Genomic DNA, 23,680 nt, shown 5'->3' on the forward strand with positions numbered 1-23,680 from the left:
CCAGCAGCATCTGTTAGCGGTCCAGGACGAGCTCAACCGGCGCCCACGGAAGGTGCTGGGCGGGCAGTCCCCGCTAGAGCTCTTCGACGCCTTGCTATGCTCTGAAGGGTCCAAACGTTGCGACGATCAATAGAACCCGCAAGGTCCCCGGCGTCCAGTTCTGCGGCGCCGATCCCTTCGGCGGTGTTCAGCCGCACCAGGTGCTCACCGTCCGGGCGACGGTAGCGCAGACCATGCTCGGCAATGTGCCGGATCTGCTGCCCGCGTCCGATCAATAAGTGGTCGATCCCGTGCAGGGCCAGTTGGGCGGCGGTGCCGGCGCCGACTGCCCCTGCTCCGATGATCACTGCACGGCGGATGCTCATCAGCGGCTCCTCACTTTCAGTGTTGCGACGACCCGTCCGGTTCCTGTCCGACTCAGTGTCTGTGTTGCGAGGCTGCCGGCGTCAGGTCGTTCTCCGGCTCCTCAGTGTCAGCGCTCTGGGGCCCTGCCGGCGTCAGGTTTCTGCTCCGGTCCGTCGCCGGCGGTGGGGTCGTCGCCCTCCGAGAGTCCGTCCCAGAGGTCGTACTCATCGGCGGACTCGGCAGACGCTGCGGCGGCGGTGCGGCTGTATTTCTTGGTGGAGGTCCGCTGAGGCCAGCGGTGGGAGGTCAGCAGCGCGGTCACAGCGGCGGCGGCCAGCATCGCCGCGGAAGCGGCAGCCAGCCAGGCTCCGGGCTGCACCTGGTAGCTCTGGGCGGCGTCGGTGGTTCCGGTGACCTCCCCGACGGCGGCGGCTGCCGCGGCGGCTGGGTCGGTAAGCGCCCCGATGGCGGAGGCCAGAGCCAGTCCGGCGGCGGCCAGCATCACGGCAGCGATGATCCAGGTGCCGATGCGCCGGGCGATGCTCAGTGCCACTGCCGCTGCCAGGCCCACCAGCGCGATGGCGGCTGCGGTGTCAGCGGCTTGGGCGCCGGTGACCTCCATGGCGTCCACTGCGGCAGTCTCGGCCAGGCCGCTGACCGAGACCCAAGTCATGGTGGTCGAGGCCAGCAGCGCGGCGGAACTGATGAGGGCTGCCAGCACCACGGTCCGCCGACTGGTCGCATGGCGCCTCATCGGCTGCTCCTGCTCTCGCCAGTCTCGTCCTCCCAGCCGGGAGAGAACAGCAGCACTCCCAGCGCCCCGGCGGTGACCGCCAAGCTGCCCAGCAGCGCGGCCCACAGCCCGATTCCGGTGCTGTAGGCAGCTGCCTGCTCGCCGAGCCGGGAGAGCGCCGGCGCCGCGGCGGCTGCCGGGTTGAGCAGCGCCAGCAGAGCGGCGATCAGCGCGATGACTCCCCCGCCGAGCAGCACTGCGCCCAGCAGGCCGCGGATCCAGCGGCGGGCGATGCTCACCAGCACTCCGGCGATGACGGCGACCACGCCGAGGGTGCGCACCAGCGGAGCCATATCCGCACCGGAGAGGCTCAGGTCCCCGGTGCTGATCCAGGTGAACAGGGAGGATCCCAGCAGCAGGATGGCGCCTGCTTGGATGACCAGGATCGTATTGCGCCGCTGGAAGAAGTACGCCAGACGGCCTATCAGTTCTGCCACTGCTGGACTCCTTCACGGGCGGGGTGGGATACGGGCTGCTGGGGGCTGTCACCTGGGGCGTGGCCACGCTCAGCTCCGGTCTCCGGCACCAGGCGGGCTGCCGCCAGGACGGCGCGCAGCGGCGCGGCGGCTTTGTTCACCGTCTCCTGCCGTTCGGCGTCGTCGTCGGAGTCTGCCACGATGCCGCCGCCGGACTGCACATAGGCTGTGCCTCCGGCCAGTACGGCGGAGCGGATGGCGATGGCGGCGTCCATGCGTCCGGAGAGATCGAAGTAGCCGACCACTCCCCCGTAGACCCCGCGGCGGGTGGGCTCCCAGGCGTCGAGCAGCTGCAGCGCCCGGGGTTTGGGGGCTCCGGAGAGTGTCCCGGCCGGGAAGGTGGCGGCCAGCACGTCGTAGGAGGTGGCCGAATCGGCCAGTGTGCCCTGGACATGGCTGGTCAGGTGCATCACATGGCTGAAGTGCTCGACCGCCATGAACTGGGTGACCTCCACCGAGCCGGGGACGCAGACCTTGGCCAGGTCGTTGCGGGCCAGGTCCACCAGCATGATGTGCTCGGCGCGCTCCTTCTCATCGGCCAGCAGGTCCTCGGCCAGCTCTCTGTCCTCTGCCGGGGTGGCGCCGCGGGGCCGTGTCCCGGCGATCGGGTGGGAGACGGCGCGGCGTTCAGCGTCGACGGTGACCAGCGCCTCCGGGGAGGCGCCGACCACCTGGTAGGGCTCCCCGTCGGGCGTGGCGAAGTTCATCAGGTACATGTACGGGCTGGGGTTCAGCAGCCGCATCATCCGGTAGACAGCCAGGGCGTCGACGTCGGTGTCCACTTCGAAGCGCCGGGAGACCACGATCTGGAAGACTTCCCCGTCCACAATGGCCTGCTTGGCTTTGCCCAGCACCCCCAAGTACTGCGATTGGTCCCAGCTGTGCCGCACACGGCTGCTGAGGTCCTGCTCGACCAGCTGGTCCCAGTCGGCCGGGGCGGTGACCACCTCAGGCGCCACCGGCAGGGCCAGCTTGGCGCGCATCGCCTCCAGCCGGGCCGCTGCGTCCGCATAGGCAGCTGCTGCGCCGGTGGGCCTGCCGTCGCGGTTGATCGCGTTGGCTATCAGGGTGACGGTGCCGTCGCGGTTGTCGTGGACGGCCAGATCGGAGACCAGGTTCATCGCCAGCTCGGGCAGCCCCAGATCGTCCTGCGGCGGGTGGGGCAGCTTCTCCCAGTGGCGCACTACGTCCCACCCGGCGTAGCCGACCATCCCGGAGGCCAGGTGGGGCAGCTCCTCGGTGAAGCTGCGCCGGCCCAGGAACTCCAGGGTGTCGCGGAGCACCTCGGCGGTGGTTCCCTCGCTCGGCGCTCCGGCAGGCGGGGTGCCCAGCCACACGGCCTTGCCGTCACGTTCGGTCAGCGTGGCCGCAGAGGCGACCCCGATGAAGCTGTGCCGGTCCCAGGCGGCTCCCGGGGCGGCGGACTCCATCAGGAAGGTGCCGGGGGCCCCGGCGCCGGTGGAGTCGACGGACAGCGCGCGGTAGATGCTCAGCGGGGTGTGGGAGTCGGCCAGCAGCCGCAGGGACACCGGAATGACCCGGTGCTCCTGCGCCAGCTTGAGGAACTGATCCTCAGTGGGGGTCACGATGCCGAACTGCTGCATGCTCAGGCCTCGATCTGCCGGTCGGTGAAGCAGGTGGCGGACCCGGTGTGGCAGGCCGGTCCGGTCTGGCGGACCTGCAGCAGCACGGTGTCGGCGTCGCAGTCCAGACTGACCGAGACCACTTCCTGCACGTGTCCGGAGGTTTCGCCTTTGACCCACAGCTGTCTGCGGGAGCGTGAGAAGTAGGTGCCGCGCCGGGTGCGCAGGGTGGTGCTGAGCGCTTCGGCATTCATCCACGCCAGCATCAGCACCGCACCGGTCTCAACGTCCTGGGCGATGGCGGGCACCAGGCCGTCGTCGTTGTATCGAATCTCTGGCAGGCTCATCGCACCGGGTGTCCTGCCTGCCGCAGCGCATCCTTCACGCGGGCGATCATATCGGCCGGCCCGAAGTGGAACATACTGGCCGCCAGCACGGCGTCGGCCCCTGCCTCCACCGCCGGCGGGAAGTGTTCGGGGGCTCCGGCTCCGCCGCTGGCGATCAGTGGGACAGTGGTCACCGCGCGCACTGCGGCGATCATCTCAGTGTCGAATCCGTCCTGAGTGCCGTCGGCGTCGATGGAGTTCAGCAGGATCTCCCCCACTCCGCGCTCGGAGGCCTCCCGGCACCAGTCCAGGGCGTCGATGCCGGTGCCGCGGCGGCCCCCGTGGGTGGTGACCTCGTATCCGGAGGGGGTCTGGTCGCTTCGCCGCACATCGGCCGAGAGCACCAGAACCTGGTTGCCGAAGCGCGCGACGATCTCGTTGATCACCGCAGGCCTGGCCACCGCCGCAGTGTTGATGGAGGCTTTGTCCGCTCCGACCTTCAGCAGCCGGTCGACGTCGTCCACACTGCGCACCCCGCCGCCGACTGTCAGCGGGATGAAGACCTCCTCCGCAGTGCGGGTCACCACCTCATAGGTGGTTTCCCGCTCGGCGGTGGAGGCGGTCACGTCCAGGAAGGTCAGCTCATCGGCTCCGGCGGAGTTGTAGCGGTGGGCCAGCTCCACCGGGTCTCCGGCGTCGCGCAGATCGGCGAAGTTCACGCCCTTGACCACCCGCCCGGCGTCGACGTCCAGGCAGGGGATGACTCGCACCGCCAGACTCATCGGCGTTCCCCTTTCTGCTTCTGCTGTCTCACACCCGGCAGGCGTGGATGGAGAAGACGACGACGGCGCGGGCGCCGATCTCGTAGAGCTCATCCATCAGCTGGTTGGTTTTGGTCGCCGGCACCATGGAGCGCACTGCGACCCATCCTTCATCGGCCAGCGGGGAGATGGTGGGCGACTCCAGTCCGGGGGTCACCTCGATGGCGGCTTCCAGGTCGCTGCGGCGGACGTCATACTCCATCATCACGTACTGCCGGGCCACCAGCACGCCCTGCAGGCGGCGGATGAGACGCTGGGTGTCCCGCTCGATGGCGGCGTCGTCGTCGGTGGCTGCCCCGCGCCCGGAGATCAGGATCGCCTCGGAGTGCATCACCGGCTGACCGAAGATCTCCATACCGGCTGCCTTGATCGTGTTGCCGGTCTCCACCACATCGGCGATGGCATCGGCCACGCCCAGGCGCACTGCGGACTCCACCGCACCGTCCAGGTGCACCACGTCCACATCGGGGATGCCCTGGGTCTGGAACCAGTGGCTGAGCAGCGAATCGTAGGAGGTGGCCACGCGCCGTCCGGCCAGGTCCTCGGCGCGGGAGAAGCGGCCGTGGGGCCCGGCCAGCCGGAAGGTGGAGCGGCCGAAGCCCAGCCCCATGATCTCTTCGGCGCCGGTCTCCACGCGGGCGTCCTGGAACAGGTCACGGCCGGTGATGCCCAGATGCAGGATCCCGGAGCCGACGTAGACCGCCACGTCCCGGGGGCGCAGGTAGAAGAACTCGATGCCGTTCTCCTCGTCCACCAGGACCAGCTCTTTGCGGTCGCGGCGCTGCAGGTAGCCGGCTTCGGAGAGCATGGCCATCGCGGCCTCGGAGAGCGAGCCCTTATTGGGCACCGCCACACGCAGCATGGTGCGGTTGTCTGTCATGGTCTCTCTCACAGGTAGCGGTAGACGTCCTCGGGCTTCAGCCCGGTGGCCAGCATCATCACCTGCAGGTGGTAGATCAGCTGGGAGATCTCCTCGGCGGTGTCCTCGCGGCTCTGGTGCTCGGCGGCCATCCACACTTCGGCGGCCTCTTCGACGATCTTCTTGCCGATCTCATGGACTCCGGCGTCCAGTGCGGCCACAGTGCCGGATCCGGCGGGGCGCTCCTGGGCTTTCCTGGAGAGTTCGGCGTAGAGATCCTCGAATGTTTTCACGGCCTCTAGCCTATGCCTTCACCGCGGAGCTTCGCGATTTCGGCGGCGGCGGCCACCGCGGCGTGCGCGGCCTCGTATCCCTTGTCCTCCCCGGAGCCCTCCAGCCCGGCGCGGTCGAGGGCCTGGTCCTCGGTGTCGCAGGTGAGCAGCCCGAATCCGATGGGTGTGCGGGTGCTCAGCGCGGCACGATTCAGCCCGTCGGTGGCAGCGGAGCAGACGTAGTCGAAGTGCGGGGTTCCGCCGCGGATCACCACCCCGAGGGCGATGACGGCGTCGTGCTCGGCTGCCGCTTCAGCGGCCAGCAGCGGCAGTTCGAAGCTGCCCGGCGCGCGCAGCAGGGTGGGGGTGATCCCCAGGGGTGTGAGGAACCTCTCGGCTCCGGCGATCAGGCCGTCCATCACTGTGGTGTGCCAGCGGGAGGCGATGACGGCAACTTTCCTTCCCTCTGCCCACCGGCGCAGCTGCTCCAGCTCAGCGGGGTCGATGGTGATGGCTCCAGCACCGCTCATGGTCGCTCCTTGATGTTCTCGTTCTGTTCGTTCAGCGCCAGATGGTCGAGCATATGGGCCATCTTGTCCCGCTTGGTGCGCAGATAGCGGGCATTGTCCGGGTGGACGACGCCGTTGGAGGGGACGTGGGTGACCTTCAGGCCGGTGGCCGAGAGCGCCTGGACCTTGGCCGGGTTGTTGGTCAGCAGCCGCAGTCTGGAGATCCCGGCGGAGTGCAGGATGGCGGCCGCACCGGTGAAGTCGCGCAGCTCTGCTGCCAGGCCGAGCATCTCATTGGCCTCTACGGTGTCGGCGCCCTCCTCCTGCAGCTTGTAGGCCCGCAGCTTATTGGCCAGGCCGATGCCGCGGCCCTCGTGGCCGCGCAGGTAGAGCAGGTGTCCGCCTTCGGCGTCGATGGTCTCCAGGGCGGAGGCCAGCTGGCTGCCGCAGTCGCAGCGGTGGGAGTGCAGCACATCCCCGGTGAGGCACTCAGAGTGCAGCCGCACCAGCGGGTTCTCCGCATCGGCCTGCTGGGCGGAGAGCAGGATGTGCTCGTGCCCGGTGGCGTGCTCGATCCACACTTGGGCGGTGAAGATGCCGAAGTCGGTGGGGAGGGTGACCCGCGGGCCTCCGGTGACCAGCGCAGCAGCCTCCTGGCGCGGGACCTCCCAGGAGGTGAGGTAGGACTCGCGGACCGCATCGGGCTTGGCCGTCCCGCCGCGGTACTCGATCAGGTCCGCGATGCTGATCAGCGCCAGGTCGTGGGTGTCGGCGAACTCCCGCAGGGCCGGCAGCCGCATCATGGTGCCGTCGTCGTGGGTGAGTTCGCAGATGATCCCCACCCCGGGGTAGCCGGCGAGCCGGCAGAGGTCCACGGCGGCCTCGGTGTGGCCCTCCCGGCCCAGCACGCCCTGCGGATCGGCGATGAGCGGGAACATATGGCCCGGACGGGTGAGGTCCTCCGCGGTGCTGGCCGGATCCGCCAGCACCCGGGCGGTGATGCTGCGGTCGGCGGCGCTGATGCCGGTGCTGGTCACCGTCACCGCATCACAGCTGATGGTGTAGGCGGTGCCCTTGGGGTCGGTGTTGTTCGCCACCATGGGGGGCAGTCCCAGGTGGGCGGCGCGTTCGGAGGTCATCGGCACGCAGACCACCCCGGAGGTGTGCCGGATGGTCAGGGCCATCAGCTCCCCGGTGGCGGCCGCGGCCGGGAAGATGAGGTCTCCTTCGTTCTCCCGGTCGGCGTCGTCGACCACCACCACCGGGCGTCCTTTGGCGAGCTGGTTCAGCGCCACTTCAATGGGGTCCAGCACCGGGGCTGGTGTGGTGGGCTTCGGCAGCGACGGCAGGGGCTGCTCCTGTGCGCTGCGGGCGTGCGACCGGTCCAACGACCTGCCGGGTGACTCGTCCGACGTTCCACCGGCGGGCGTGGTATCCGGCTCTTCGCCGTCGGTGGCCGCATCTGCGCCGAGTCCTTGGGCGCCTGCGGCCAGGCGGAGCATGCGGCGGGTGTACTTGGCCAGGACATCGACCTCAATATTGGCCGCATCCCCGATCTGCTTATCCCCCAGGGTGGTCTCAGCCAGGGTGGTGGGGATCAGACCGACCTCGAACCAGGCCGCCTGGCTCTCGGTGCCCACCGCGGTGACGGTCAGGGAGACCCCGTCGACGGCGATGGAGCCCTTCTCCGCGATATAGCCGGCCAGATGCTCCGGGATGCTGAACCGGTGTCGGCCGTCGTTGAGGTCCCGGTCGATCAGCTGCGCGATGCCGTCCACGTGGCCCTGGACCACATGGCCGTCCAGGCGGGCTCCGGCGGGCAGGCAGCGCTCCAGGTTCACCCGGTCTCCGGGGGTGGTCTCGGCGAAGGTGGTCCGCTTCAGGGTTTCGGGGATGAGCTCCACGGTCAGCCGCTCGCCCTGGATCTCCACTGCAGAGACGCAGACCCCGTTGACGGCGATGGAGCCGCCCAGCTGCAGGCCCTCAGTGTGGCCGGGCGCGTCGAAGGTAAGCCGCTCCACGCCTTTGGTGGGATCGGGGCCGCGCTCGATGACCTGGCCGGTGCCGGTGATGATTCCGGTGAACATGTCAGTGATCTCCTTCCGGCTCGGCCGGTGCGAGGTGGATGCAGACGTCGTCGTCCATAACGGTGACCGGGCCGCCGTCGGCGGGGTCCAGTCGGAAGCGTGGGGCCGTCTCCAGGGTGGTGACGCCGATGTCTCCGAGGCTGGAGCGCCCGGCACCCAGGATCAGCGGGGCGGTGTAGACGAAGATTTCGTCCACCAGGTCCGCGGCGAAGAAGGCGGAGAGGATGCTCTGACCGCCTTCGACCAGCACATGCTTGACCGGATAGCCGCGGTGGAGGGTGGCGCCGAGCTGCTGCAGCGCCTGCAGGGGGTCGCGGGTGCGCAGCTGCCGCCAGCCCTGCCCTTCGGGCTGATCCTTGGTCAGCGCCGCTGAAGCCGGGGTCCGGCTGTGCCCCATCACGCAGCGCAGCGGCTGCTGGGCGGTCTCTGCGCCGTCGTCGTCGCGGGCGGTGAGCCGCGGGTCGTCCACGGTGACCGTATTGGTGCCCACCAGCACGGCGTCGACCCGCTGCCGGATGCGGTGGGTGTGGCGCCGCGAGGTGCGGGAGGTGATCCACTGGCTGGTTCCGTCGGCGGCGGCGATCCGTGCGTCGATGCTCTGGGCCAGATGCACCGTGACGAAGGGGCGGTGCTGGTTTTGGGCCCTGTTCCACCGGTGATTGAGCCGGCGCGCCTCCTCCTGGAGGATTCCGACGGCGACGTCGGCTCCGGATGCGGCCAGCTGCTGGGCTCCCCCGCCGTTGGGACTGGGGTCGGTGGTGCCGCAGATCACTGCGGAAATGCCGGTCTCTGCGATGAGCTCAGTGCAGGCCGGCTGGCGGCCCTGCCGGGTGCAGGGCTCTAAGGTGGTGTAGAGGGTGGTGCGGCTGAAGTCGGTGACTCCGGCTTCAAGCGCCTTGGTGACGGCGTCGCGCTCGGCGTGAAAGGTGCCGGCCCCGCGGTGATGCCCGGTGGCGACTACGGTGCCGTCGTCGTCGACGATGACCGCTCCCACCAGGGGGTTGGCACCGCGGTGGCCGAGTTCGGCGGCCTGCAGCGCGGTGCGCATATGCGTTTCATGGACGGCTGAGCTGAGGGCAGTGCCCAATGTTTCTCCTTCTGTGCCACTCCCATCCAGACTGTGACTGTCGGTACCGGATTTTCGCCGGTTCAGCCGGTGCGGTGCGCACCGGGTCGCGGACTATCACCGCCGGTTCGGAATTTCACCGATCCCGTAAGCACGTAGGAACTATCCTGCCACACAACGCAGAGACGCCCCAGAATCGGAGGATTCCGGGGCGTCTCTGCGTGGAGCGGACGACGAGATTCGAACTCGCGACCCTCACCATGGCAAGGTGATGCTCTAGCCAGCTGAGCTACGTCCGCGTGCGCGATACTGGGATCGAACCAGTGACCTCTTCCGTGTCAGGGAAGCGCGCTACCGCTGCGCCAATCGCGCCTATGCAATTGTGCGGGCCCGTACTAAGGGCCCAGCGAGGTGGGGACGGGAATCGAACCCGCGTATACGGCTTTGCAGGCCGCTGCCTCGCCACTCGGCCACCCCACCGGGCTCCCGCGAGCGGATGACGAGATTCGAACTCGCGACCCTCACCATGGCAAGGTGATGCTCTAGCCAGCTGAGCTACATCCGCAGTGTCTTTAAGCGGCCGCAACCGGCCGTTTCGACAACATGAAACTCTAACTCAGGTGTGCGGGGCTCGTCCAATCGCGCTCCTCCTCCCCGGCGCGGCGGGAAGGTCCGCCTCAGCCTCACAGCCGCGTGGGAGACTGGTGGCACTATGACAGACCCCCAGCTTGCCCACGCCACCGAGTTCGGCCGGATGTACGCACGGTCGCTGACCAGCCCGCCGGAGGTCCCCTCCATCACCACAGTGATCGGCCAGGAGGCGAAGGATCTCACCGGGTGGGCCGGGCATATGGCGGCCTCGGAGCTGATCAAGGACACCCGCCTCAACGGGGCCGTCGGGTCTCCTGCCGATCTGCGGGCGCTGGCCCGCCACGCCTCCTCGGCGGCGGAGCGCTTCCGGGATGCCGCGGCGGCGCGCGGAGACCGGGTGCACGCCTATGCGGAGCAGAAAGCGCTGGAGGTCCTGGGCCAGCCGGCGGACCCCGAGGGTGCTCGGCAGGTTCTGAGCCAGCATGGTGAGGCGGCCTACGCCGACCGGTTCGACGAATGGTGGGAGCTCTACGGGGTGAAGCCCATCGCTGCGGAGGTCACCGTGTGGAACCACACGGTCGGCTATGCGGGGACGTTGGACCTGCTGGCGGAGATCGGTGGACGCCGGTGCATTCTCGACTTCAAGACCAAGGGGCTCACCCGTGAGGGGCGGGCGAAGCCGATGAGCGATTCGGTGGTGATGCAGCTGGTCGCCGGGTTCCGTGCCGAGGAGATGCTGGTGGATGCTGCCGCGGGCACGTGGGAGCCGTGGCCCTACGCCGACGACGATCCGGTGCTGCTGGCGGTGGCGATCTCCGAGGCGGAGGTGGTCCCTGCCCAGGCGCAGCCGGAGTGCCTGCGTCCGCACTGGCGAAAGTTCTGGGCGCTGCGGCAGGTGTGGGAGCATTCCCGCGCGGTGACCGAGGCCGGCAGACCGCTCAAGCCGATCGGTCCGCCGCCGGTGAAGGTGCCAGCAGGAGTGTAGGCAGCGGTGGAGGCGCTGGGCCGGGACTGAGCACCGGCGGAGGTGCCGGCCGCGCTGGGAGCGCCCCCTCGCATGAGAGAATTCGGGCATGCCCGTACTGACCATCCGCCAGATCGGCGATCCTGTGCTGCGCACCCCAGCCTCAGCGGTGCAGGACCCCACAGACTCCCGGATACGCACGCTGATTGCGGATATGTTCGCCACCATGGACCATGCCTCCGGCATCGGCCTGGCGGCACCCCAGGTGGGTATCGGGCTGCGGATCTTCACTTGGGATGTGGAGGGCAGCCGGGGTGCGGTGATCAACCCGCAGCTGGAGCTCTCCGGCCCGCCCGGGTTCGTTCCGCGCGCCGAGGCTGACGGTCAGGACGCCGTAGTGCGCGAGGGCTGCCTGTCCGTCCGCGGCCCCGTTCACGGACCGGTCAGCCGCCATCCCCACGCGGTGCTGACCGGGGTGGATGAGACCGGTCAGCCGATCCGTGAAGAGGCCGAGAACCTGCTGGCCGCCTGCTTCCAGCACGAGGTGGACCATCTGGACGGCACACTGTTCATTGACCGCCTCACCGGCGATCGCCGGCGCGAGGCCATGCGGGCACTGCGCTCCCTGGAGACCACCCCGTGACCAGCCGGTACCAGGTGATACCCGCCGCCTACGTTCTGCTCACCGACCACCACCAGCGGGTGCTGCTGTCCTACCGCCGCGGCACCGGCTATATGGATGAGCATTGGGCCGCCGGCGCGGCCGGGCATGTGGAGGCCGGCGAGAGCATCCACGCGGCAGCCGTGCGCGAGGCCCACGAGGAACTCGGCGTGCGCATCCGCGCCCAGCACCACCTGCCGCTGACCGTACTGCACCGCAGCGCAGGCAACGGCCAGCCCATCGACGAACGCATCGATATCTTCTTCGCCGTGCGCACCTGGACGGGGACCCCGGCAATCCAGGAACCGCACAAAGCCGCCGACCTCGGCTGGTTCGGTCTTGACGACCTGCCTGAGCCGGTCGTCCCCCATGAGCACTATGTGCTCACCGAACTCGGGCGCGGCAGCCTCCCCGCCGTCACCAGCCTGGGGTTCCCGCCGGTAGATTAGACCCACGATGAGACAGTTCACCGCCGAAAGCGTCGCCGCTGCAGCCTCCGAGGTCACCGCCGATCAGCTGGCCGGCTCCCCGGTTCTGTTCGCCGGAACCCCGGGCATCGCCGCCGAAGCTCTGCAGGGCCTGCTGGACCACGGCGTGCAGATCGCCGCGGTGCTGACCCGCCCCGACGCGCCGGTGGGCAGAAAGCGCAGGCTCACCCCGTCTCCGGTAGCGCAGCTGGCCGAATCATCCGGCATCCCGGTGCTGAAGGCCGATCGGGTCGACGACGCCGTCACCGCCGAGATCTCCACCACCGGAGCCCAGCTCGGCGTCGTCGTCGCCTACGGGGCCCTGCTGCCCCAACCGGCCCTGGACGCACTCCCCCGCGGCTGGGTCAATCTGCACTACTCCCGCCTGCCCCAGTACCGCGGAGCCGCACCGGTGCAACACGCCCTGCTCCACGGCGAGGACAGCACCGCCGCCACCGTCTTCCAGCTGGAGCGCGGTATGGACACCGGCCCGATCCACGGGATGGTGGACTACCCGATTCCGGAGGCCGCCTCCGCCGGAACCGTGCTCACCGAGCTGACCGACCTGGGGACCTCTCTGATACTCGCACTGCTGCCAGAGCTGCTGGCCGGTGCCTCCCAGCCGGCGCCCCAGGCCGGCGAACCCAGCTATGCGCCCAAGCTCACCGGCCGGGATGGCTTCATCGACCCCTCCCACAGTGCTGAGGAGATCGTCCGGCGCACCAACGCCACCATCCCAGAGCCCGGGGCGTGGACCCTCCACGGTGAGGACCGGCTCAAACTCGGCCCGGTGCGCCGCTACCAGAGCGCGGTGCCTGCTCAGCCGGGCGCGGTGGCGCTGCTGGAGTCAGACCGCGAACCCGGGCAGAAAGCCGTGGTGCTCACCGCAGGCGACGCCGCGGGAGTGGTCCTCACCCAGGTGCAGCCAGCCGGCAAGCAGATGATGAACGCAGCGGACTGGCTGCGCGGGCAGCAGGAGCCGGTCCAGTTAGGGGGCGCCGCCGATGCCTGAGAATCCCCGACGCAATGCCAAAGGACGTCAGCGCAGCCGCTCCGGTCCGCGCCGCTACAGCCGCTCGGCTCCCTCCCAGCGGACCCGCCGCGCCGACCCCGCCCGTCTGGTGGCCTTCGAGGTGCTGCGCGCGGTGGCCCGCGATGACGCCTACGCCAATCTGGTGCTTCCTTCACAGCTGCGCAGGGCACGGCTGGACAAACGCGACGCCGGCTTCGCCACCGAACTCACCTACGGCACGCTTCGGGCCGAGGGGACCTATGACGCGATCCTCAGCCGCTGCGTGGACCGGGAGCTGAACCGGCTGGACCCCCCGGTGCTGGACGCCCTGCGGCTGGGCACCCACCAGCTGCTGGCCATGCGGGTGACCACCCACGCGGCGGTCAATGAGACGGTGGCCCTGGTGCGCGAGCGGATCGGCGCCGGGCCCTCCGGGCTGGTCAACGCGGTGCTGCGCCGGGTGAGCGACAAGAGCTGGGGGGACTGGCTGGCCGAACTCACCGCAGACTCCAGCGAGCTGGAATCCCTGGCGCTGCGCCACGCACACCCGGTCTGGGTGGTTCGCGCCCTGCGCCAGTCCCTGAAGATGCACGGGCGAGCCGGTGAGCTGCAGGCGCTGCTGGAGGCCGACAACGCCGCGCCGGAGGTCCACCTGGTGGGGCTCCCGGGGCTCCCGGATGATGCTGGGGCCCAGGCCGCTGAGGCTGCCCGGAAGGCCGGAGCCGCCGACTCCGAGCTGCTGGAGGGCGCTCTGGTCTACCGGGGAGGCGATATCGGACGGCTCGACGGCGTCCGGGAAGGTGCCCTGCGGGTCCAGGACATCGGCTCGCAATGGATCGCCCGCGCACTGGCCGAGCCTGCGGTGTTCCCCGGTGAGCGCTGGCTGGACCTGTGCGCCGGTCCCGGAGGAAAAGCCGCGCTGCTGGGTGCCCTGGCGGCGGAGTACGGCGCTCATCTGACCGCCAATGAGCCGGCCGCCCACCGTGCCGAGCTGGTCCGCAAAGCCTTGACTCCGGTGGATGCTGCGGCCTGGGCGGTGCGCACCGGCGACGGCCGGGACATCGCGCAGTTGGGCACGAGTTTCGACCGGATCATCGTGGACGCCCCGTGCACCGGACTGGGTGCGCTGCGCCGCCGCCCGGAGGCCCGCTGGAGGCGCCAGCCAGGAGACCTCGCAGAGCTGACCCTGCTGCAGGAGCAGCTGCTGGACGCCGCCGCCGGGGTGCTGGCCCCCGACGGTCTGCTGGCCTATGTGACCTGCTCCCCGCATGCAGCAGAGACGGTGGTGCAGGTCCAGGACCTGCTGCGCCGGCGCAGCGATCTCACCCTGCTGGACGCCCATGAGGTGATGGACGAGGTCGCAGGTCCCGGCGCTGTGCGGCAGCCGGGGAACCCACCGCGGCAGGAGACTGAAGCTCAGCAGACGACGAACCAACCGTCAGGGACCGGCGCTCTGCCGCCGACGGCGAATCCCGGCCAGGACGATGTCGTCTCCCGCTGCGTGCAGCTGTGGCCGCATATCCACGGTACCGACGCCATGTTCTTCGCGCTGCTGCGCCGCGATGCCGCCGCCGAGGCCGAGTAGGATTCCCAGCGTGACTGCGATCCATCCCAGCATCCTCTCCGCCGACTTCGCCAACCTGGCCGGTGAGCTGCGCCGCATCCCCTCGGCTGACGCAGTGCATGTGGACGTGATGGACAACCATTTCGTGCCCAATCTGACCCTGGGCCTGCCGGTGGTCAAGGCGATCCGTGCGGCCACCGATCTGCCGCTGGACATTCATCTGATGATCGACGACGCCGACCGCTGGGCTCCGGGCTACGCGGAGGCTGGGTGCGAGTCGGTGACCTTCCACGCCGAGGCCGCCGCCCGTCCGCGGCAGCTGGCCCGCACGCTGCGCAGCCACGACGCCCATGCGGCCATGGCGCTGAAGCCCGCCACGGCTCTGGACCCCTATCTGGATGTGCTCAGCGAGCTCGACATGCTGCTGATCATGACGGTGGAGCCGGGATTCGGCGGCCAGGCGTTCATGGAGGAGATGCTGGCCAAGATCGCCCAGGCCCGCCGGGCTGTTGACGATCTGGGCGGATCGGTTGCAGTGCAGGTCGACGGCGGGATTAGCCGGGACACTATTCTGCGGGCCGCAGAGGCCGGCGCGGACACATTCGTAGCCGGCTCGGCGGTGTTCGGCAGTGAGGACCCGGACCGGGCAGTGGCTCAGCTGCGCCAGCTGGCCGGCTGAGCCGCTCAGCTAGAGCGACTGCGGCAGCAGGAGCTTGAACAGCTCCCGCCGGGAGGACAGCCGCAGCTTGGCCAGGATGCTGCTCATATGCGACTCCACTGTGCGCACCGAGATGACCAGCCGCTCGGCCATCTCATTATTGGACAGCCCCTCACCAGCCATCAGCGCGATGTCACGCTCCCGGGAGGTGAGGATCTGCAGCGAGGCCATGGCCTCCTCGCTGATCCATTCCGGCAGGCCGGCCGGTGCTCGGCGGGGTGCCGCCTGGGGGCGTGGGGGCCGGATCCCGGTGAGCTCGCGAATGATCTCCTCTGTCTGGTCGGCCAGCCCCTCTGCTCCGCAGCTGCGCCACAGCTGCAGGGCCCAGCCTGCCAGCACCTCGACCGAGGCGACGTGCCGGGCCAGCTCGGCGCGGTGACGAATGACCAGCTGGGCGCAGTCCATAGCCAGCAGCGCCCGGTAGATGCGGTAGCCTCCGCCGTCGCCGACTAGCAGCCCCGGCCGGATCGGCGGCTGGGCACTGATCGCCTCAAGCGCTGCCCCCAGGTGGTCCCACGCCCGGGAAGCGTCCTGGGCGGCGGCCCGCAGACCGCGAATATGCTCTGTGACGTAGCGGGTCAGGGACTCCGAACCCGCCGCAGCGGCAGCAGGCAGCTCCAGCAGCTGGGGAGCCAGCTCGGCCACACAGCCCGAATAGTACTGCGCGCGGGCAAGCAGCACTGCTGAGGTGATGCCTGAACGCCACCAGCGGGCCGTGCTGTGCAGCCGCAGCAGATGGGCCGCGGCGCGCTCGTGGTCACCGGCCGCCAACGCTCCCCAGGTCAAGGTGTAGTGCTTCGGCGCCTGGGCGATGGCTCCGTACTCCTTGCCGATGGAGGTGACGACGTCGAGCACGCGCTCCCAGGCTGCGCCCTCACCGCGGGCATGGGGCACCAGCGCCCCGATGCTGTAGGCCGCCATAGACAGCACGTCCTCGGATTCTCCCAGCACCTCTTCGGCGGCACCGGCGGCTGCGGTGTGGGCCTCCCCCCACAGGCCGGCGTCGAAGTAGATATGGGCCAGCTGCACCTGCACATAGGTGGCCAAACCTTCGTCCAGGTGCTCGGCGCGCTGCAGCACCCAGGTGAGGTCCTCCACGGCGGCGGCTCCGGAGCCGGTCTGGCGGTGCAGGGCCCCGCGCAGTCCCCGCTGTGTCACCAGCGCCCGGCGGGTGGAGGCATCCGCAGAGACCTGCTGCAGCAGGGCGCTCAGGCGGTCCTGCGCTCCGGCGGTGAGGAATCCGGCCTCCAGCTGGTGCCACATCTCGATGATCAGGTGAACATTTCGCAGGTCAGCCAGCAGCGTGGGCGAGCGCACCTGCGCCTCGGCGGCGGCCAGCGCGCTGGAGGCGGCCTTCAGCAGGTCGCAGCTGCGCCCGAAGGTGCCCAGGGCAGCGCTGCGTTGCCCGGCCGAGGCCACGGCTTCGGCAAAGACCACCAGAGTGTCGACGCAATCGCTGCTGAGATCGCTGACGCGTTCCAGCTCTGCATAGCCGGCATCCAGATCTCCGGCGGCAAAGTGCAGCAGGGCGGCCACGCCGGATCGCAGCGCTCCGGGCGGCAGGTCCGTCAGGGCATGCTCGGCCAGCCGCAGGTCCTCGATGCTCTTGGCCCGCAGCGCGGTGCGCACGAAGGTCTGCACCACGTGCTCCTCTGTGCTGATGCCCATGGCCGCCCGAGCGCAGCGCAGAGCCTGGCCGCAGTCGCGCTGCTCGGCGCGGGCCAGCAGCTCGGAGGTGAGCTGCTCGGCGGCCTCCGGCGCTGCCGAGCCAAGCTGCAGCTCCAGCTGCAGCGCCGCCGCAGACTGCAGCAGCGGTTCGGGCACCACCTGCGCCAGACGACGGTGCATCTCCGCTCGCCGGTGCGGCTGCAGCTGCGTCCGGATCCCATCTGCGATGACATGGTGCTGCAGGCGGAGTCGGCGCCGCGGTCCCCTGCCGGCCAGCAGACAGGTGCCCTCCAGCCCCGCGATGTCCGGCGGGACATCCAGCAGCTGATGCAGCTGAGCAGGAGTAAGTCCGTCGTCGCTGAGCACAATGAACTCCAGAGCTTCCCTGACCCCCGGCTCATAGAGCGCCAGCTGCTCAGCCATGGTCTGGGCCATCTGCTCGGCCGGGCCTGCCTCGGAGCCCACTGCGGCGATGGCGTCGGTGAGCCGGCGTCCCCGGCCGGCCGGTTCATCGGCCAGCCACTGGGCCACGTGGGCGACGAAGAAGGGGAATCCGGAGATCTCCTCCTGGATGCGGGCGCACAGCCGCTCGCTCACCGGAAGCCCGGTGTGACCGATGATGACTTCCTGGATCTCGGAGACGCTGAGCGGCTTGAGCACAATATGCAGCGCCTCCCCTTCGGTCTGGGCCAGACGGCGGAAGCGGGTCAGGTCACTGCGGCAGCTCGCGCGCATGGTCACCAGGTTGAACATGGGGACGAACTCAGTTTCGCGCACCGACTGGTAGATGATGTCGGCGCTCATCGGATCCAGCCACTGCAGGTCTTCGAAGGCGACCACTATGGGTTCACTGATCGCATCAGCGGCGACCTGCACCCAGCGGAAGAGCTCGTCCTTGTCCTGCGGAGCCTGGTAGCGCTGCGGGGTGCGCAGCAGGTGAACAGCCCCGTAGCCGGGAGTGTGCTGATCCTCGGGGTCGAGGTAGACGTTTACCCGCCACCACCCGGTCTGCCGGGCTGCCTCATTCAGCAGCGCAGACTTCCCGATGCCGGGAGGCCCTTCGATGAGCACGAAGCGCGGCTCGTGCTTGGACTGCACCTCAGCGGCGCAGAGCGGCGAGCTCGGCCGTGCGGCCGACGAATGCGTGCAGTGTCGCCATCTGCGCTCCCAGGGGTTACGTGAACCCATCCTACGGCCAGAGGCAGACAAGAAAACCGGCGGTGGTCTCAACCTTCCCCTGAAGAGACCACCACCGGCCTTCGATGAGAGTCTACCGGAAACCGAAGCGCGGCTGTACCACCTTGGCTCCGCCGCCGGAGGACGCCTCCAGCTCCTCACGCCGCAGTTCGGCGATGGCGGCTTCGAAATCATCCAGATCCTCGAAGCCGCGGTACACCGAGGCGAAGCGCATGTAGGCGACGACGTCGAGCCGCTTCAGCGGCCCCAGAATGGCCAGTCCGACGTCGTTGGCGTCCACCTCTGCGTTGCCTGAGGCGCGGATGGTCTCTTCGACCTCCTGCGCCAGCACCGCCAGGTCGTCGGCAGTGACCGGACGGCCTTGGCAGGCTTTGCGCACTCCGTTGATGACTTTGGCGCGGTCGAACGGCTCGGCGGCGCCGGACCGTTTGATCACACTCAGTGAGGTGGTCTCCACAGTGGTGAACCGCTTCGTGCACTGCGGGCACTGGCGCCGGCGGCGGATACCGGATCCGTCATCCAGGGTGCGCGAGTCCACCACACGCGATGAGTCGTGGCGGCAGTACGGACAGAACATGCGGGCCTCCTCTCCCTACCCACAGTCTATCCACTACATATTGTGCCGAACAACGTTTCGGACGCAATATCTGGGGGTCAGCTCTCCAGGCAGGCTGGGCCCAGCAGCACTTTGAGGTCCCCGTAGAGCGAGGGTGAGGGGGTCACCTGGTAGCTGTCCCCCAACCGCAGCACCTCCACCTTGTCCCCGGAGAGCAGCCGGATATGCACCGCCGAGCTTCCGCGGTGGGCCCGCAGCGTGACCCCCAGCTCGGTGACCATCTTCTCGGTGGCCTTCTGCACCGGCATAGTCAGCACCACCGGCCCGGCGGCACCGTCCTCCTGGGTGTCCAGCGCGGTCACGTCGAGCGCTTTGAGCACCACGCCGCCGTCTTCCCGCCGGTCCACCTGGCCCTTGATCGTCACCACCAGGTCTTCGGCCAGCACCATGGAGACCGCCTGGTAGACCTTGCCGAAGAACATGACCTCCAGGGAGCCGACCAGATCCTCAATCTCCGCACGGGCATAGGGATTCCCCGATTTGGCCATCTTCCGCTGCAGCGAGGTGATCATTCCCGCCACAGTCACCGTCGCTCCGTCGGGCGGCCCGTCCTCGCTGAGCACCGAGGCGATGGACCGGTCGGCGTGCTTGGCCAGGGTGCGCTCCAGACCCTGCAGGGGGTGATCGGAGACGTAGAGGCCCAGCATCTCCCGCTCAAAGGCCAGCTTGTCCATCTTGTCCCATTCGGGGAGCTGAGGAACGTTGATGGTGTCGAAGTCTTCGGCGTCGCCGTTGTCTGCGGCGAAGGCTCCGAAGATGTCGGTCTCGTACTGCTCGGAGTCCTTCTTCTGCTTCACCGCCTGGTCCACCGCCTGCTCGTGGACGGCCACCAAGGAGCGCCTGGTGTGGCCCAGCTCGTCGAAGGCTCCGGCTTTGATCAGCGAATCCACAGTGCGCTTATTGCACACCTGCATGGGGACCTTCTTGAAGAAATCGCTGAAGGACTCGTATCTGCCCTGCTCCTGCCGGGCGGAGACCATACCGGCGACCACGTTTGCCCCCACATTGCGCACCGCGCCCATGCCGAAGCGGATGGTGTCGTCGCCGACCGGGGTGAAGGTCAGGTCCGATTCGTTGATGCTCGGCGGGGTCACGGTGATTCCCATGCGGCGGGCCTCGGCCAGGTACATGGCCAGCTTGTCCCGGTTCTCCCCCACCGAGGTCAGCAGGGCGGCCAGATACTCGGCCGGATAGTTGGCCTTCAGGTAGGCCGTCCAGTACGCGACCAGGCCGTAGGCTGCGGTGTGGGATTTGTTGAAGGCGTAGTCGGAGAAGGGCAGCAGGATCTCCCACAGCGTGGTGATCGCCTCCTGGGAGTAGCCGCGCTCGGCCATGCCCGAGGAGAAGATCTCATACTGCTTGTCCAGCTCGGCCTTCTTCTTCTTGCCCATCGCCCGGCGCAGCAGATCCGCCTGGCCCAGGGAGTATCCGGCCACCTTCTGGGCGATCGCCATGACCTGCTCCTGGTAGACGATCAGCCCGTAGGTGGTGTCCAGGATGTCCGCCAGCGGCTCGGCGAGCTCCGGGTGGATCGGCGAGACCTTCTGGTGGCCGTTCTTGCGCAGCGCGTAGTTGATATGGCTGTTGGCACCCATGGGGCCGGGGCGGTAGAGAGCCAGTGCGGCCGAGATGTCCTCGAAGTTGTCCGGGCGGATCTGGCGCAGCAGCGAGCGCATGCCCGAACCGTCGAGCTGGAAGACCCCGAGGGTGTCTCCGCGGGCCAGCAGCTCGTAGGAGGGCTTGTCGTCGAGGTCCAGGGTCTCCAAGTCGATCTCCACGCCCTTGTTCTGCTTCACGTTCTCCAGGGCGTCGGAGATGATCGTGAGGTTCCGCAGCCCCAGGAAGTCCATCTTGATCAGGCCCAGGGTCTCGCAGGTGGGGTAGTCGAACTGTGTGATGATCGCCCCATCCTGCTCACGCTTCATCAGCGGGATGATGTCGATCAGCGGGTCTGAGGACATGATGACTCCGGCGGCATGGACCCCCCACTGGCGCTTGAGGCCCTCCAGCCCGGTGGCGACGTCGAAGATCTCCTTCAGCCGCGGGTCGCCGTCGAGCAGCTCGCGCAGCTCCCCGGCTTCGTTGTAGCGCTTGCCGTCCTTGTCATAGGTGTCGCTCAGCGGCATCGGCTTGCCCTGCGCGTCCGGCGGCATCGCTTTGGTCAGCTGCTCACCGGTGGCGAAGGGCTCACCCATCACGCGCGCGGCGTCCTTCAGCGCCTGCTTGGATTTGATGGTGCCGTAGGTGACGATCATCGCCACCCGCTCGTCGCCGTACTTCTTCACCACGTAGTCGATGACTTCGCTGCGGCGGCGGTCGTCGAAGTCGACGTCGAAGTCCGGCATGGAAACCCGGTCCGGGTTGAGGAACCGCTCGAAGATCAGTCCGTGCTTCAGCGGGTCCAGGTCGGTGATGCGCATGGCGTAGGCGACCATGGACCCGGCCCCGGAGCCGCGCCCGGGCCCCACCCGGATGCCGTTCTCCTTGGCCCAGTTGATGAAGTCTGCCACCACCAGGAAGTAGCCGGGGAAGCCCATCTGAGTGATGACGCCGATCTCGTATTCGGCCTGGCTGCGCACCTCATCGGGAATGCCGTGCGGATACCGGTAGGCCAGGCCCTTCTCCACCTCTTTGATGAACCAGGACTCCTCGGACTCCCCCTCCGGGACCGGGAACCGCGGCATGTACGACGCCGATTCGTTGAACTCCACCTGGCACCGCTCAGCGATCAGCAGCGTGTTGTCGCAGGCCCCGGGGTAGTCCCGGAAGAGCTCGCGCATCTGGTCCGGGGACTTCAGGTAGAACTCTTCGGAGTCGAATTTGAAGCGCTTGGGATCATCCAAGGTGGAGTTGGACTGCACGCACAGCAGCGCCCCGTGCGCCTTGGCGTCGTGGGGGTGGGTGTAGTGCAGGTCATTGGTGGCCACCAGCGGGAGGTTCAGCTCCTTGGCCAGCTGCATCAGCTCAGTGCGGACCCGCCGCTCGATCTCGATGCCGTGGTCCATGATCTCGCAGAAGAAGTTCTCCTTGCCGAAGATCTCCTGGAACTCTCCGGCGGCCTTCTTCGCCTCCTGGTACTGACCCTGGCGCAGGCGGGTTTGGATCTCCCCGGAGGGACATCCTGTGGTGGCGATGAGCCCCTTGCCGTAGGTCTGCAGGATCTCCCGGTCCATGCGGGGCTTGTAGAAGTAGCCCTCGATGGAGGCCAGCGATGAGGCCCGGAAGAGATTGTGCATCCCGGCGGTGTTCTCCGCCCACATGGTCATATGGGTGTAGGCGCCGGTTCCGGAGACGTCGTCGACGCCGTCGCCGAACTTCACCCGCGTCCGGTCGCTGCGGTGGGTTCCCGGCGTGAGGTAGGCCTCCAGGCCGATGATCGGTTTGACGTCGTAGTTCTGCGCGGTCTTCCAGAACTCGTAGGCGCCGAAGATGAATCCGTGGTCGGTGGTGGCCACCGCCGGCATGCCCAGCTCCTGGGTGCGGGCGAAGAGGTCGTCGATCTTCGCCGCGCCGTCGAGCATGGAGTACTCGGTGTGGTTGTGCAGGTGTACGAAGCTGCTGCTCACGGGGAACCTCCGAGGATGTCGATGGCCTGGGCGAGGTCTGCGGGGTAGTCGCTGCGGAACGTCATCTGTTCGCCGCTGACCGGATGGGTGATGCCCAGCTGCACTGCGTGCAGCCACTGCCGGGTCAGTCCCAGGTCACTGGCCAGCTGGGGGTCGGCGCCGTAGGTGAGGTCTCCGGCGCAGGGGTGTCCCAGCGCGGAGAAGTGCACCCGGATCTGGTGAGTCCGGCCGGTCTCCAGGGTGATGTCCATCAGGCTGGCCCGGCCGTAGGCCTCCAGCAGCCGGTAGTGGGTGCGGGCCTCACGGCCGCCCTCGATCACCGCGAATCTCCAGTCGTGACCCGGGTGGCGTCCGATGGGCGCATCGATGGTGCCCTCATGGGGGTCCGGCAGCCCCTGGACCAGGGCGTGGTAGGTCTTCTGCGGGGTCCGCTGACGGAAGGCGTCTTTGAGGACTGTGTAGGCCCGCTCGGACTTCGCCACCACCATCACTCCGGAGGTGCCGACGTCGAGCCGGTGGACGATGCCGCGGCGCTCCTGGGCTCCGGAGGTGCTGATGCGAACGCCTGCGGCCAGCAGCCCCCCGATGACAGTGGGGCCCCGCCATCCGGGTGAGGGGTGGGCCGCCACTCCGACGGGCTTGTCCACCGCGACGATATCGGCGTCCTCGTAGAGCAGAGTCATCTCGTCCACAGCCTCCACTGTGATCTCGTGCGGGTCCTGCTCCGCGGGGGCGTCGACGGCGATCTGCGCCCCGGCCGGCAGCTTCTCCGACTTCTTCACCGGTGTGCCGGCGGCTCTGCCTTGGGTCCGGTCCACCGCCCAGCACACTCGGTCAGCGGAGATCCACTCGGCGGCCTCGGTCCGGGAGACCCCGAGCAGCGCAGCCAGCACGGCGTCGGCCCGCTTGCCGGCCAGGTGCTCAGGAACCTGCAGCTGCTCGCTCACTCCGCCTCCTTCTGCTCGGCGGTATGACGGCGACCGTCCATTCCCACGCCGAAGAGCATCAGAGCGCACAGACCAATGATGGAGCAGACGATGAAGGAGTCGGCAATGTTGAAGATGGCGAAGTGCGGAACGGAGATGAAGTCCACCACATGGCCCTGACCGAACTGTTCCAAGCGGCCCTCCACCAGCGACGGCGGACGCAGCAGCCGGTCGGTCAGATTCCCCGTCACGCCGCCGGCGAGTCCGCCCAGGCCCAGCGCCCACAGCCAGGACCCGCCGAGCCGGCGGGCGTACCACAGCGCCAGGCACAGCACAGCCAGCTGCACCAGGGTGAAGATCCAGGTGTGGTCGGTACCGATGGAGAAGGCCGCCCCCGGATTCAGGTGGTAGCGCCAGAACAGCACCGGCGGAAGGACATCTATCTGCTCGCCGAGGGTCATACTGGTCTCCACCCACCGTTTGGTGGCCTGGTCCAGGACAAAAGCCAGGACCGCGACCCCTGCGAAGAGGAGGGTCGCGGTCCTGCGGCTCGGCGTGGTCTGGGAGGAGGACATCTCCTCCAGTCTACTCTG

At 68.6% G+C, this 23,680-nt stretch carries 22 protein-coding genes, 4 tRNA genes and 1 riboswitch; of the genes, 6 read left to right on the forward strand and 20 right to left on the reverse strand.

Features of this window, described 5'->3' with window-relative positions; all coding sequences use genetic code 11:
* Positions 1 to 32: 32 nt before the first annotated feature.
* From Q1K09_RS08820 to Q1K09_RS08895, 15 genes are all read right to left on the reverse strand, one after another.
* Entirely contained in the window at positions 33 to 365 is a 333-nt protein-coding gene (locus Q1K09_RS08820; RefSeq protein WP_300344822.1) for a 2-dehydropantoate 2-reductase N-terminal domain-containing protein, read from the reverse strand.
* 107 nt (positions 366 to 472) lie between these two features.
* Positions 473 to 1,099 carry a Trp biosynthesis-associated membrane protein gene (locus Q1K09_RS08825; protein ID WP_300344825.1) on the reverse strand — a complete coding sequence of 209 codons (627 nt, stop codon included), beginning with the start codon at positions 1,097 to 1,099 and terminating at the stop codon, positions 473 to 475.
* Positions 1,096 to 1,575: a Trp biosynthesis-associated membrane protein gene (locus Q1K09_RS08830; RefSeq protein WP_300344828.1), complete on the reverse strand. Its 480-nt coding sequence runs from the start codon at positions 1,573 to 1,575 to the stop codon at positions 1,096 to 1,098. Before Q1K09_RS08830 ends, Q1K09_RS08825 begins: the two co-directional genes overlap by 4 nt.
* Positions 1,563 to 3,218 (reverse strand): anthranilate synthase component I, encoded by a 1,656-nt coding sequence (gene trpE, locus Q1K09_RS08835; RefSeq protein WP_300344831.1) that lies wholly within the window; start codon positions 3,216 to 3,218, stop codon positions 1,563 to 1,565. The genes Q1K09_RS08830 and trpE overlap by 13 nt, the downstream gene beginning before the upstream one ends.
* A gap of 2 nt (positions 3,219 to 3,220) precedes the next feature.
* A complete protein-coding gene (hisI, locus tag Q1K09_RS08840) occupies positions 3,221 to 3,544 on the reverse strand; it encodes a phosphoribosyl-AMP cyclohydrolase (protein ID WP_300344833.1) in 324 nt (107 codons plus the stop codon).
* Positions 3,541 to 4,305 carry an imidazole glycerol phosphate synthase subunit HisF gene (gene hisF, locus Q1K09_RS08845; RefSeq protein ID WP_300344835.1) on the reverse strand — a complete coding sequence of 255 codons (765 nt, stop codon included), beginning with the start codon at positions 4,303 to 4,305 and terminating at the stop codon, positions 3,541 to 3,543. Before hisF ends, hisI begins: the two co-directional genes overlap by 4 nt.
* A gap of 28 nt (positions 4,306 to 4,333) precedes the next feature.
* Positions 4,334 to 5,206 carry an ATP phosphoribosyltransferase gene (gene hisG / locus Q1K09_RS08850; protein ID WP_300344934.1) on the reverse strand — a complete coding sequence of 291 codons (873 nt, stop codon included), beginning with the start codon at positions 5,204 to 5,206 and terminating at the stop codon, positions 4,334 to 4,336.
* Positions 5,207 to 5,232: 26 nt separating this feature from the next.
* Positions 5,233 to 5,496 carry a phosphoribosyl-ATP diphosphatase gene (locus Q1K09_RS08855; RefSeq protein WP_300344838.1) on the reverse strand — a complete coding sequence of 88 codons (264 nt, stop codon included), beginning with the start codon at positions 5,494 to 5,496 and terminating at the stop codon, positions 5,233 to 5,235.
* A gap of 5 nt (positions 5,497 to 5,501) precedes the next feature.
* On the reverse strand, positions 5,502 to 6,005 hold the full coding sequence (gene ribH / locus Q1K09_RS08860) for a 6,7-dimethyl-8-ribityllumazine synthase (RefSeq protein ID WP_300344841.1): 504 nt from the start codon (positions 6,003 to 6,005) through the stop codon (positions 5,502 to 5,504).
* On the reverse strand, positions 6,002 to 8,071 hold the full coding sequence (ribB, locus tag Q1K09_RS13080) for a 3,4-dihydroxy-2-butanone-4-phosphate synthase (RefSeq protein ID WP_366909247.1): 2,070 nt from the start codon (positions 8,069 to 8,071) through the stop codon (positions 6,002 to 6,004). Before ribB ends, ribH begins: the two co-directional genes overlap by 4 nt.
* Position 8,072: 1 nt before the next feature.
* Positions 8,073 to 9,158: a bifunctional diaminohydroxyphosphoribosylaminopyrimidine deaminase/5-amino-6-(5-phosphoribosylamino)uracil reductase RibD gene (gene ribD / locus Q1K09_RS08875; RefSeq protein WP_300344843.1), complete on the reverse strand. Its 1,086-nt coding sequence runs from the start codon at positions 9,156 to 9,158 to the stop codon at positions 8,073 to 8,075.
* Positions 9,159 to 9,169: 11 nt separating this feature from the next.
* Positions 9,170 to 9,294: riboswitch (FMN riboswitch) on the reverse strand.
* A 65-nt stretch (positions 9,295 to 9,359) separates the two neighbouring features.
* Positions 9,360 to 9,436: transfer RNA gene (locus tag Q1K09_RS08880), tRNA-Gly, on the reverse strand.
* A gap of 1 nt (position 9,437) precedes the next feature.
* A tRNA-Val gene (locus tag Q1K09_RS08885) sits at positions 9,438 to 9,509 on the reverse strand.
* A gap of 37 nt (positions 9,510 to 9,546) precedes the next feature.
* Positions 9,547 to 9,617 (reverse strand) — tRNA-Cys (locus Q1K09_RS08890).
* Between the two features lie 11 nt (positions 9,618 to 9,628).
* Positions 9,629 to 9,702: transfer RNA gene (locus Q1K09_RS08895), tRNA-Gly, on the reverse strand.
* 147 nt (positions 9,703 to 9,849) lie between these two features.
* Between Q1K09_RS08895 and Q1K09_RS08900 the strand changes: the two genes are divergently transcribed.
* The 6 genes from Q1K09_RS08900 to rpe all read left to right on the forward strand — a co-directional run bounded on the left by Q1K09_RS08900 (position 9,850) and on the right by rpe (position 15,075).
* The gene (locus tag Q1K09_RS08900; RefSeq protein ID WP_300344845.1) at positions 9,850 to 10,713 is read left to right on the forward strand and encodes a cytochrome; all 864 of its coding nucleotides are present in this window, start codon (positions 9,850 to 9,852) and stop codon (positions 10,711 to 10,713) included.
* Between the two features lie 88 nt (positions 10,714 to 10,801).
* On the forward strand, positions 10,802 to 11,335 hold the full coding sequence (gene def / locus Q1K09_RS08905; protein ID WP_300344848.1) for a peptide deformylase: 534 nt from the start codon (positions 10,802 to 10,804) through the stop codon (positions 11,333 to 11,335).
* Entirely contained in the window at positions 11,332 to 11,802 is a 471-nt protein-coding gene (locus Q1K09_RS08910; RefSeq protein ID WP_300344850.1) for an NUDIX domain-containing protein, read from the forward strand. Before def ends, Q1K09_RS08910 begins: the two co-directional genes overlap by 4 nt.
* A 7-nt stretch (positions 11,803 to 11,809) precedes the next feature.
* Positions 11,810 to 12,832, forward strand: coding sequence for a methionyl-tRNA formyltransferase (gene fmt, locus Q1K09_RS08915; RefSeq protein ID WP_300344852.1), 1,023 nt, complete (start codon positions 11,810 to 11,812; stop codon positions 12,830 to 12,832).
* Positions 12,825 to 14,417 (forward strand): transcription antitermination factor NusB, encoded by a 1,593-nt coding sequence (locus tag Q1K09_RS08920; RefSeq protein WP_300344854.1) that lies wholly within the window; start codon positions 12,825 to 12,827, stop codon positions 14,415 to 14,417. Before fmt ends, Q1K09_RS08920 begins: the two co-directional genes overlap by 8 nt.
* Positions 14,395 to 15,075: a ribulose-phosphate 3-epimerase gene (gene rpe, locus Q1K09_RS08925; protein ID WP_300344856.1), complete on the forward strand. Its 681-nt coding sequence runs from the start codon at positions 14,395 to 14,397 to the stop codon at positions 15,073 to 15,075. Before Q1K09_RS08920 ends, rpe begins: the two co-directional genes overlap by 23 nt.
* Positions 15,076 to 15,084: 9 nt before the next feature.
* Here the strand turns inward: rpe and Q1K09_RS08930 are convergent, their stop codons facing one another.
* The 5 genes from Q1K09_RS08930 to Q1K09_RS08950 all read right to left on the reverse strand — a co-directional run bounded on the left by Q1K09_RS08930 (position 15,085) and on the right by Q1K09_RS08950 (position 23,662).
* Positions 15,085 to 17,880 (reverse strand): LuxR family transcriptional regulator, encoded by a 2,796-nt coding sequence (locus Q1K09_RS08930; RefSeq protein WP_300344858.1) that lies wholly within the window; start codon positions 17,878 to 17,880, stop codon positions 15,085 to 15,087.
* A 172-nt stretch (positions 17,881 to 18,052) separates the two neighbouring features.
* Positions 18,053 to 18,556 (reverse strand): transcriptional regulator NrdR, encoded by a 504-nt coding sequence (gene nrdR, locus Q1K09_RS08935; RefSeq protein ID WP_300344860.1) that lies wholly within the window; start codon positions 18,554 to 18,556, stop codon positions 18,053 to 18,055.
* A gap of 77 nt (positions 18,557 to 18,633) precedes the next feature.
* Positions 18,634 to 22,161 (reverse strand): DNA polymerase III subunit alpha, encoded by a 3,528-nt coding sequence (gene dnaE / locus Q1K09_RS08940; protein WP_300344862.1) that lies wholly within the window; start codon positions 22,159 to 22,161, stop codon positions 18,634 to 18,636.
* Positions 22,158 to 23,108, reverse strand: coding sequence for an RluA family pseudouridine synthase (locus Q1K09_RS08945; RefSeq protein WP_300344864.1), 951 nt, complete (start codon positions 23,106 to 23,108; stop codon positions 22,158 to 22,160). The genes dnaE and Q1K09_RS08945 overlap by 4 nt, the downstream gene beginning before the upstream one ends.
* Positions 23,105 to 23,662: a signal peptidase II gene (locus Q1K09_RS08950; protein WP_300344867.1), complete on the reverse strand. Its 558-nt coding sequence runs from the start codon at positions 23,660 to 23,662 to the stop codon at positions 23,105 to 23,107. Before Q1K09_RS08950 ends, Q1K09_RS08945 begins: the two co-directional genes overlap by 4 nt.
* Between the last annotated feature and the right edge of the window lie 18 nt (positions 23,663 to 23,680).

The organism is Nesterenkonia sp., assembly GCF_029265375.1.
In the GTDB taxonomy this organism is placed as follows: domain Bacteria; phylum Actinomycetota; class Actinomycetes; order Actinomycetales; family Micrococcaceae; genus Nesterenkonia.

What these genes read in the sequence shown, in the direction of transcription:
- Q1K09_RS08820 (WP_300344822.1), bottom strand. Translation starts at nt 365, where the DNA reads ATGAGCATCCGCCGTGCAGTGATCATCGGAGCAGGGGCAGTCGGCGCC.
- Q1K09_RS08825 (WP_300344825.1), bottom strand. Translation starts at nt 1,099, where the DNA reads ATGAGGCGCCATGCGACCAGTCGGCGGACCGTGGTGCTGGCAGCCCTC.
- trpE (WP_300344831.1), bottom strand. Translation starts at nt 3,218, where the DNA reads ATGCAGCAGTTCGGCATCGTGACCCCCACTGAGGATCAGTTCCTCAAG.
- hisI (WP_300344833.1), bottom strand. Translation starts at nt 3,544, where the DNA reads ATGAGCCTGCCAGAGATTCGATACAACGACGACGGCCTGGTGCCCGCC.
- hisF (WP_300344835.1), bottom strand. Translation starts at nt 4,305, where the DNA reads ATGAGTCTGGCGGTGCGAGTCATCCCCTGCCTGGACGTCGACGCCGGG.
- hisG (WP_300344934.1), bottom strand. Translation starts at nt 5,206, where the DNA reads ATGCTGCGTGTGGCGGTGCCCAATAAGGGCTCGCTCTCCGAGGCCGCG.
- ribH (WP_300344841.1), bottom strand. Translation starts at nt 6,005, where the DNA reads ATGAGCGGTGCTGGAGCCATCACCATCGACCCCGCTGAGCTGGAGCAG.
- ribB (WP_366909247.1), bottom strand. Translation starts at nt 8,071, where the DNA reads ATGTTCACCGGAATCATCACCGGCACCGGCCAGGTCATCGAGCGCGGC.
- Q1K09_RS08900 (WP_300344845.1), top strand. Translation starts at nt 9,850, where the DNA reads ATGACAGACCCCCAGCTTGCCCACGCCACCGAGTTCGGCCGGATGTAC.
- def (WP_300344848.1), top strand. Translation starts at nt 10,802, where the DNA reads ATGCCCGTACTGACCATCCGCCAGATCGGCGATCCTGTGCTGCGCACC.
- fmt (WP_300344852.1), top strand. Translation starts at nt 11,810, where the DNA reads ATGAGACAGTTCACCGCCGAAAGCGTCGCCGCTGCAGCCTCCGAGGTC.
- Q1K09_RS08920 (WP_300344854.1), top strand. Translation starts at nt 12,825, where the DNA reads ATGCCTGAGAATCCCCGACGCAATGCCAAAGGACGTCAGCGCAGCCGC.
- rpe (WP_300344856.1), top strand. Translation starts at nt 14,395, where the DNA reads ATGCCGCCGCCGAGGCCGAGTAGGATTCCCAGCGTGACTGCGATCCAT.
- nrdR (WP_300344860.1), bottom strand. Translation starts at nt 18,556, where the DNA reads ATGTTCTGTCCGTACTGCCGCCACGACTCATCGCGTGTGGTGGACTCG.
- Q1K09_RS08950 (WP_300344867.1), bottom strand. Translation starts at nt 23,662, where the DNA reads ATGTCCTCCTCCCAGACCACGCCGAGCCGCAGGACCGCGACCCTCCTC.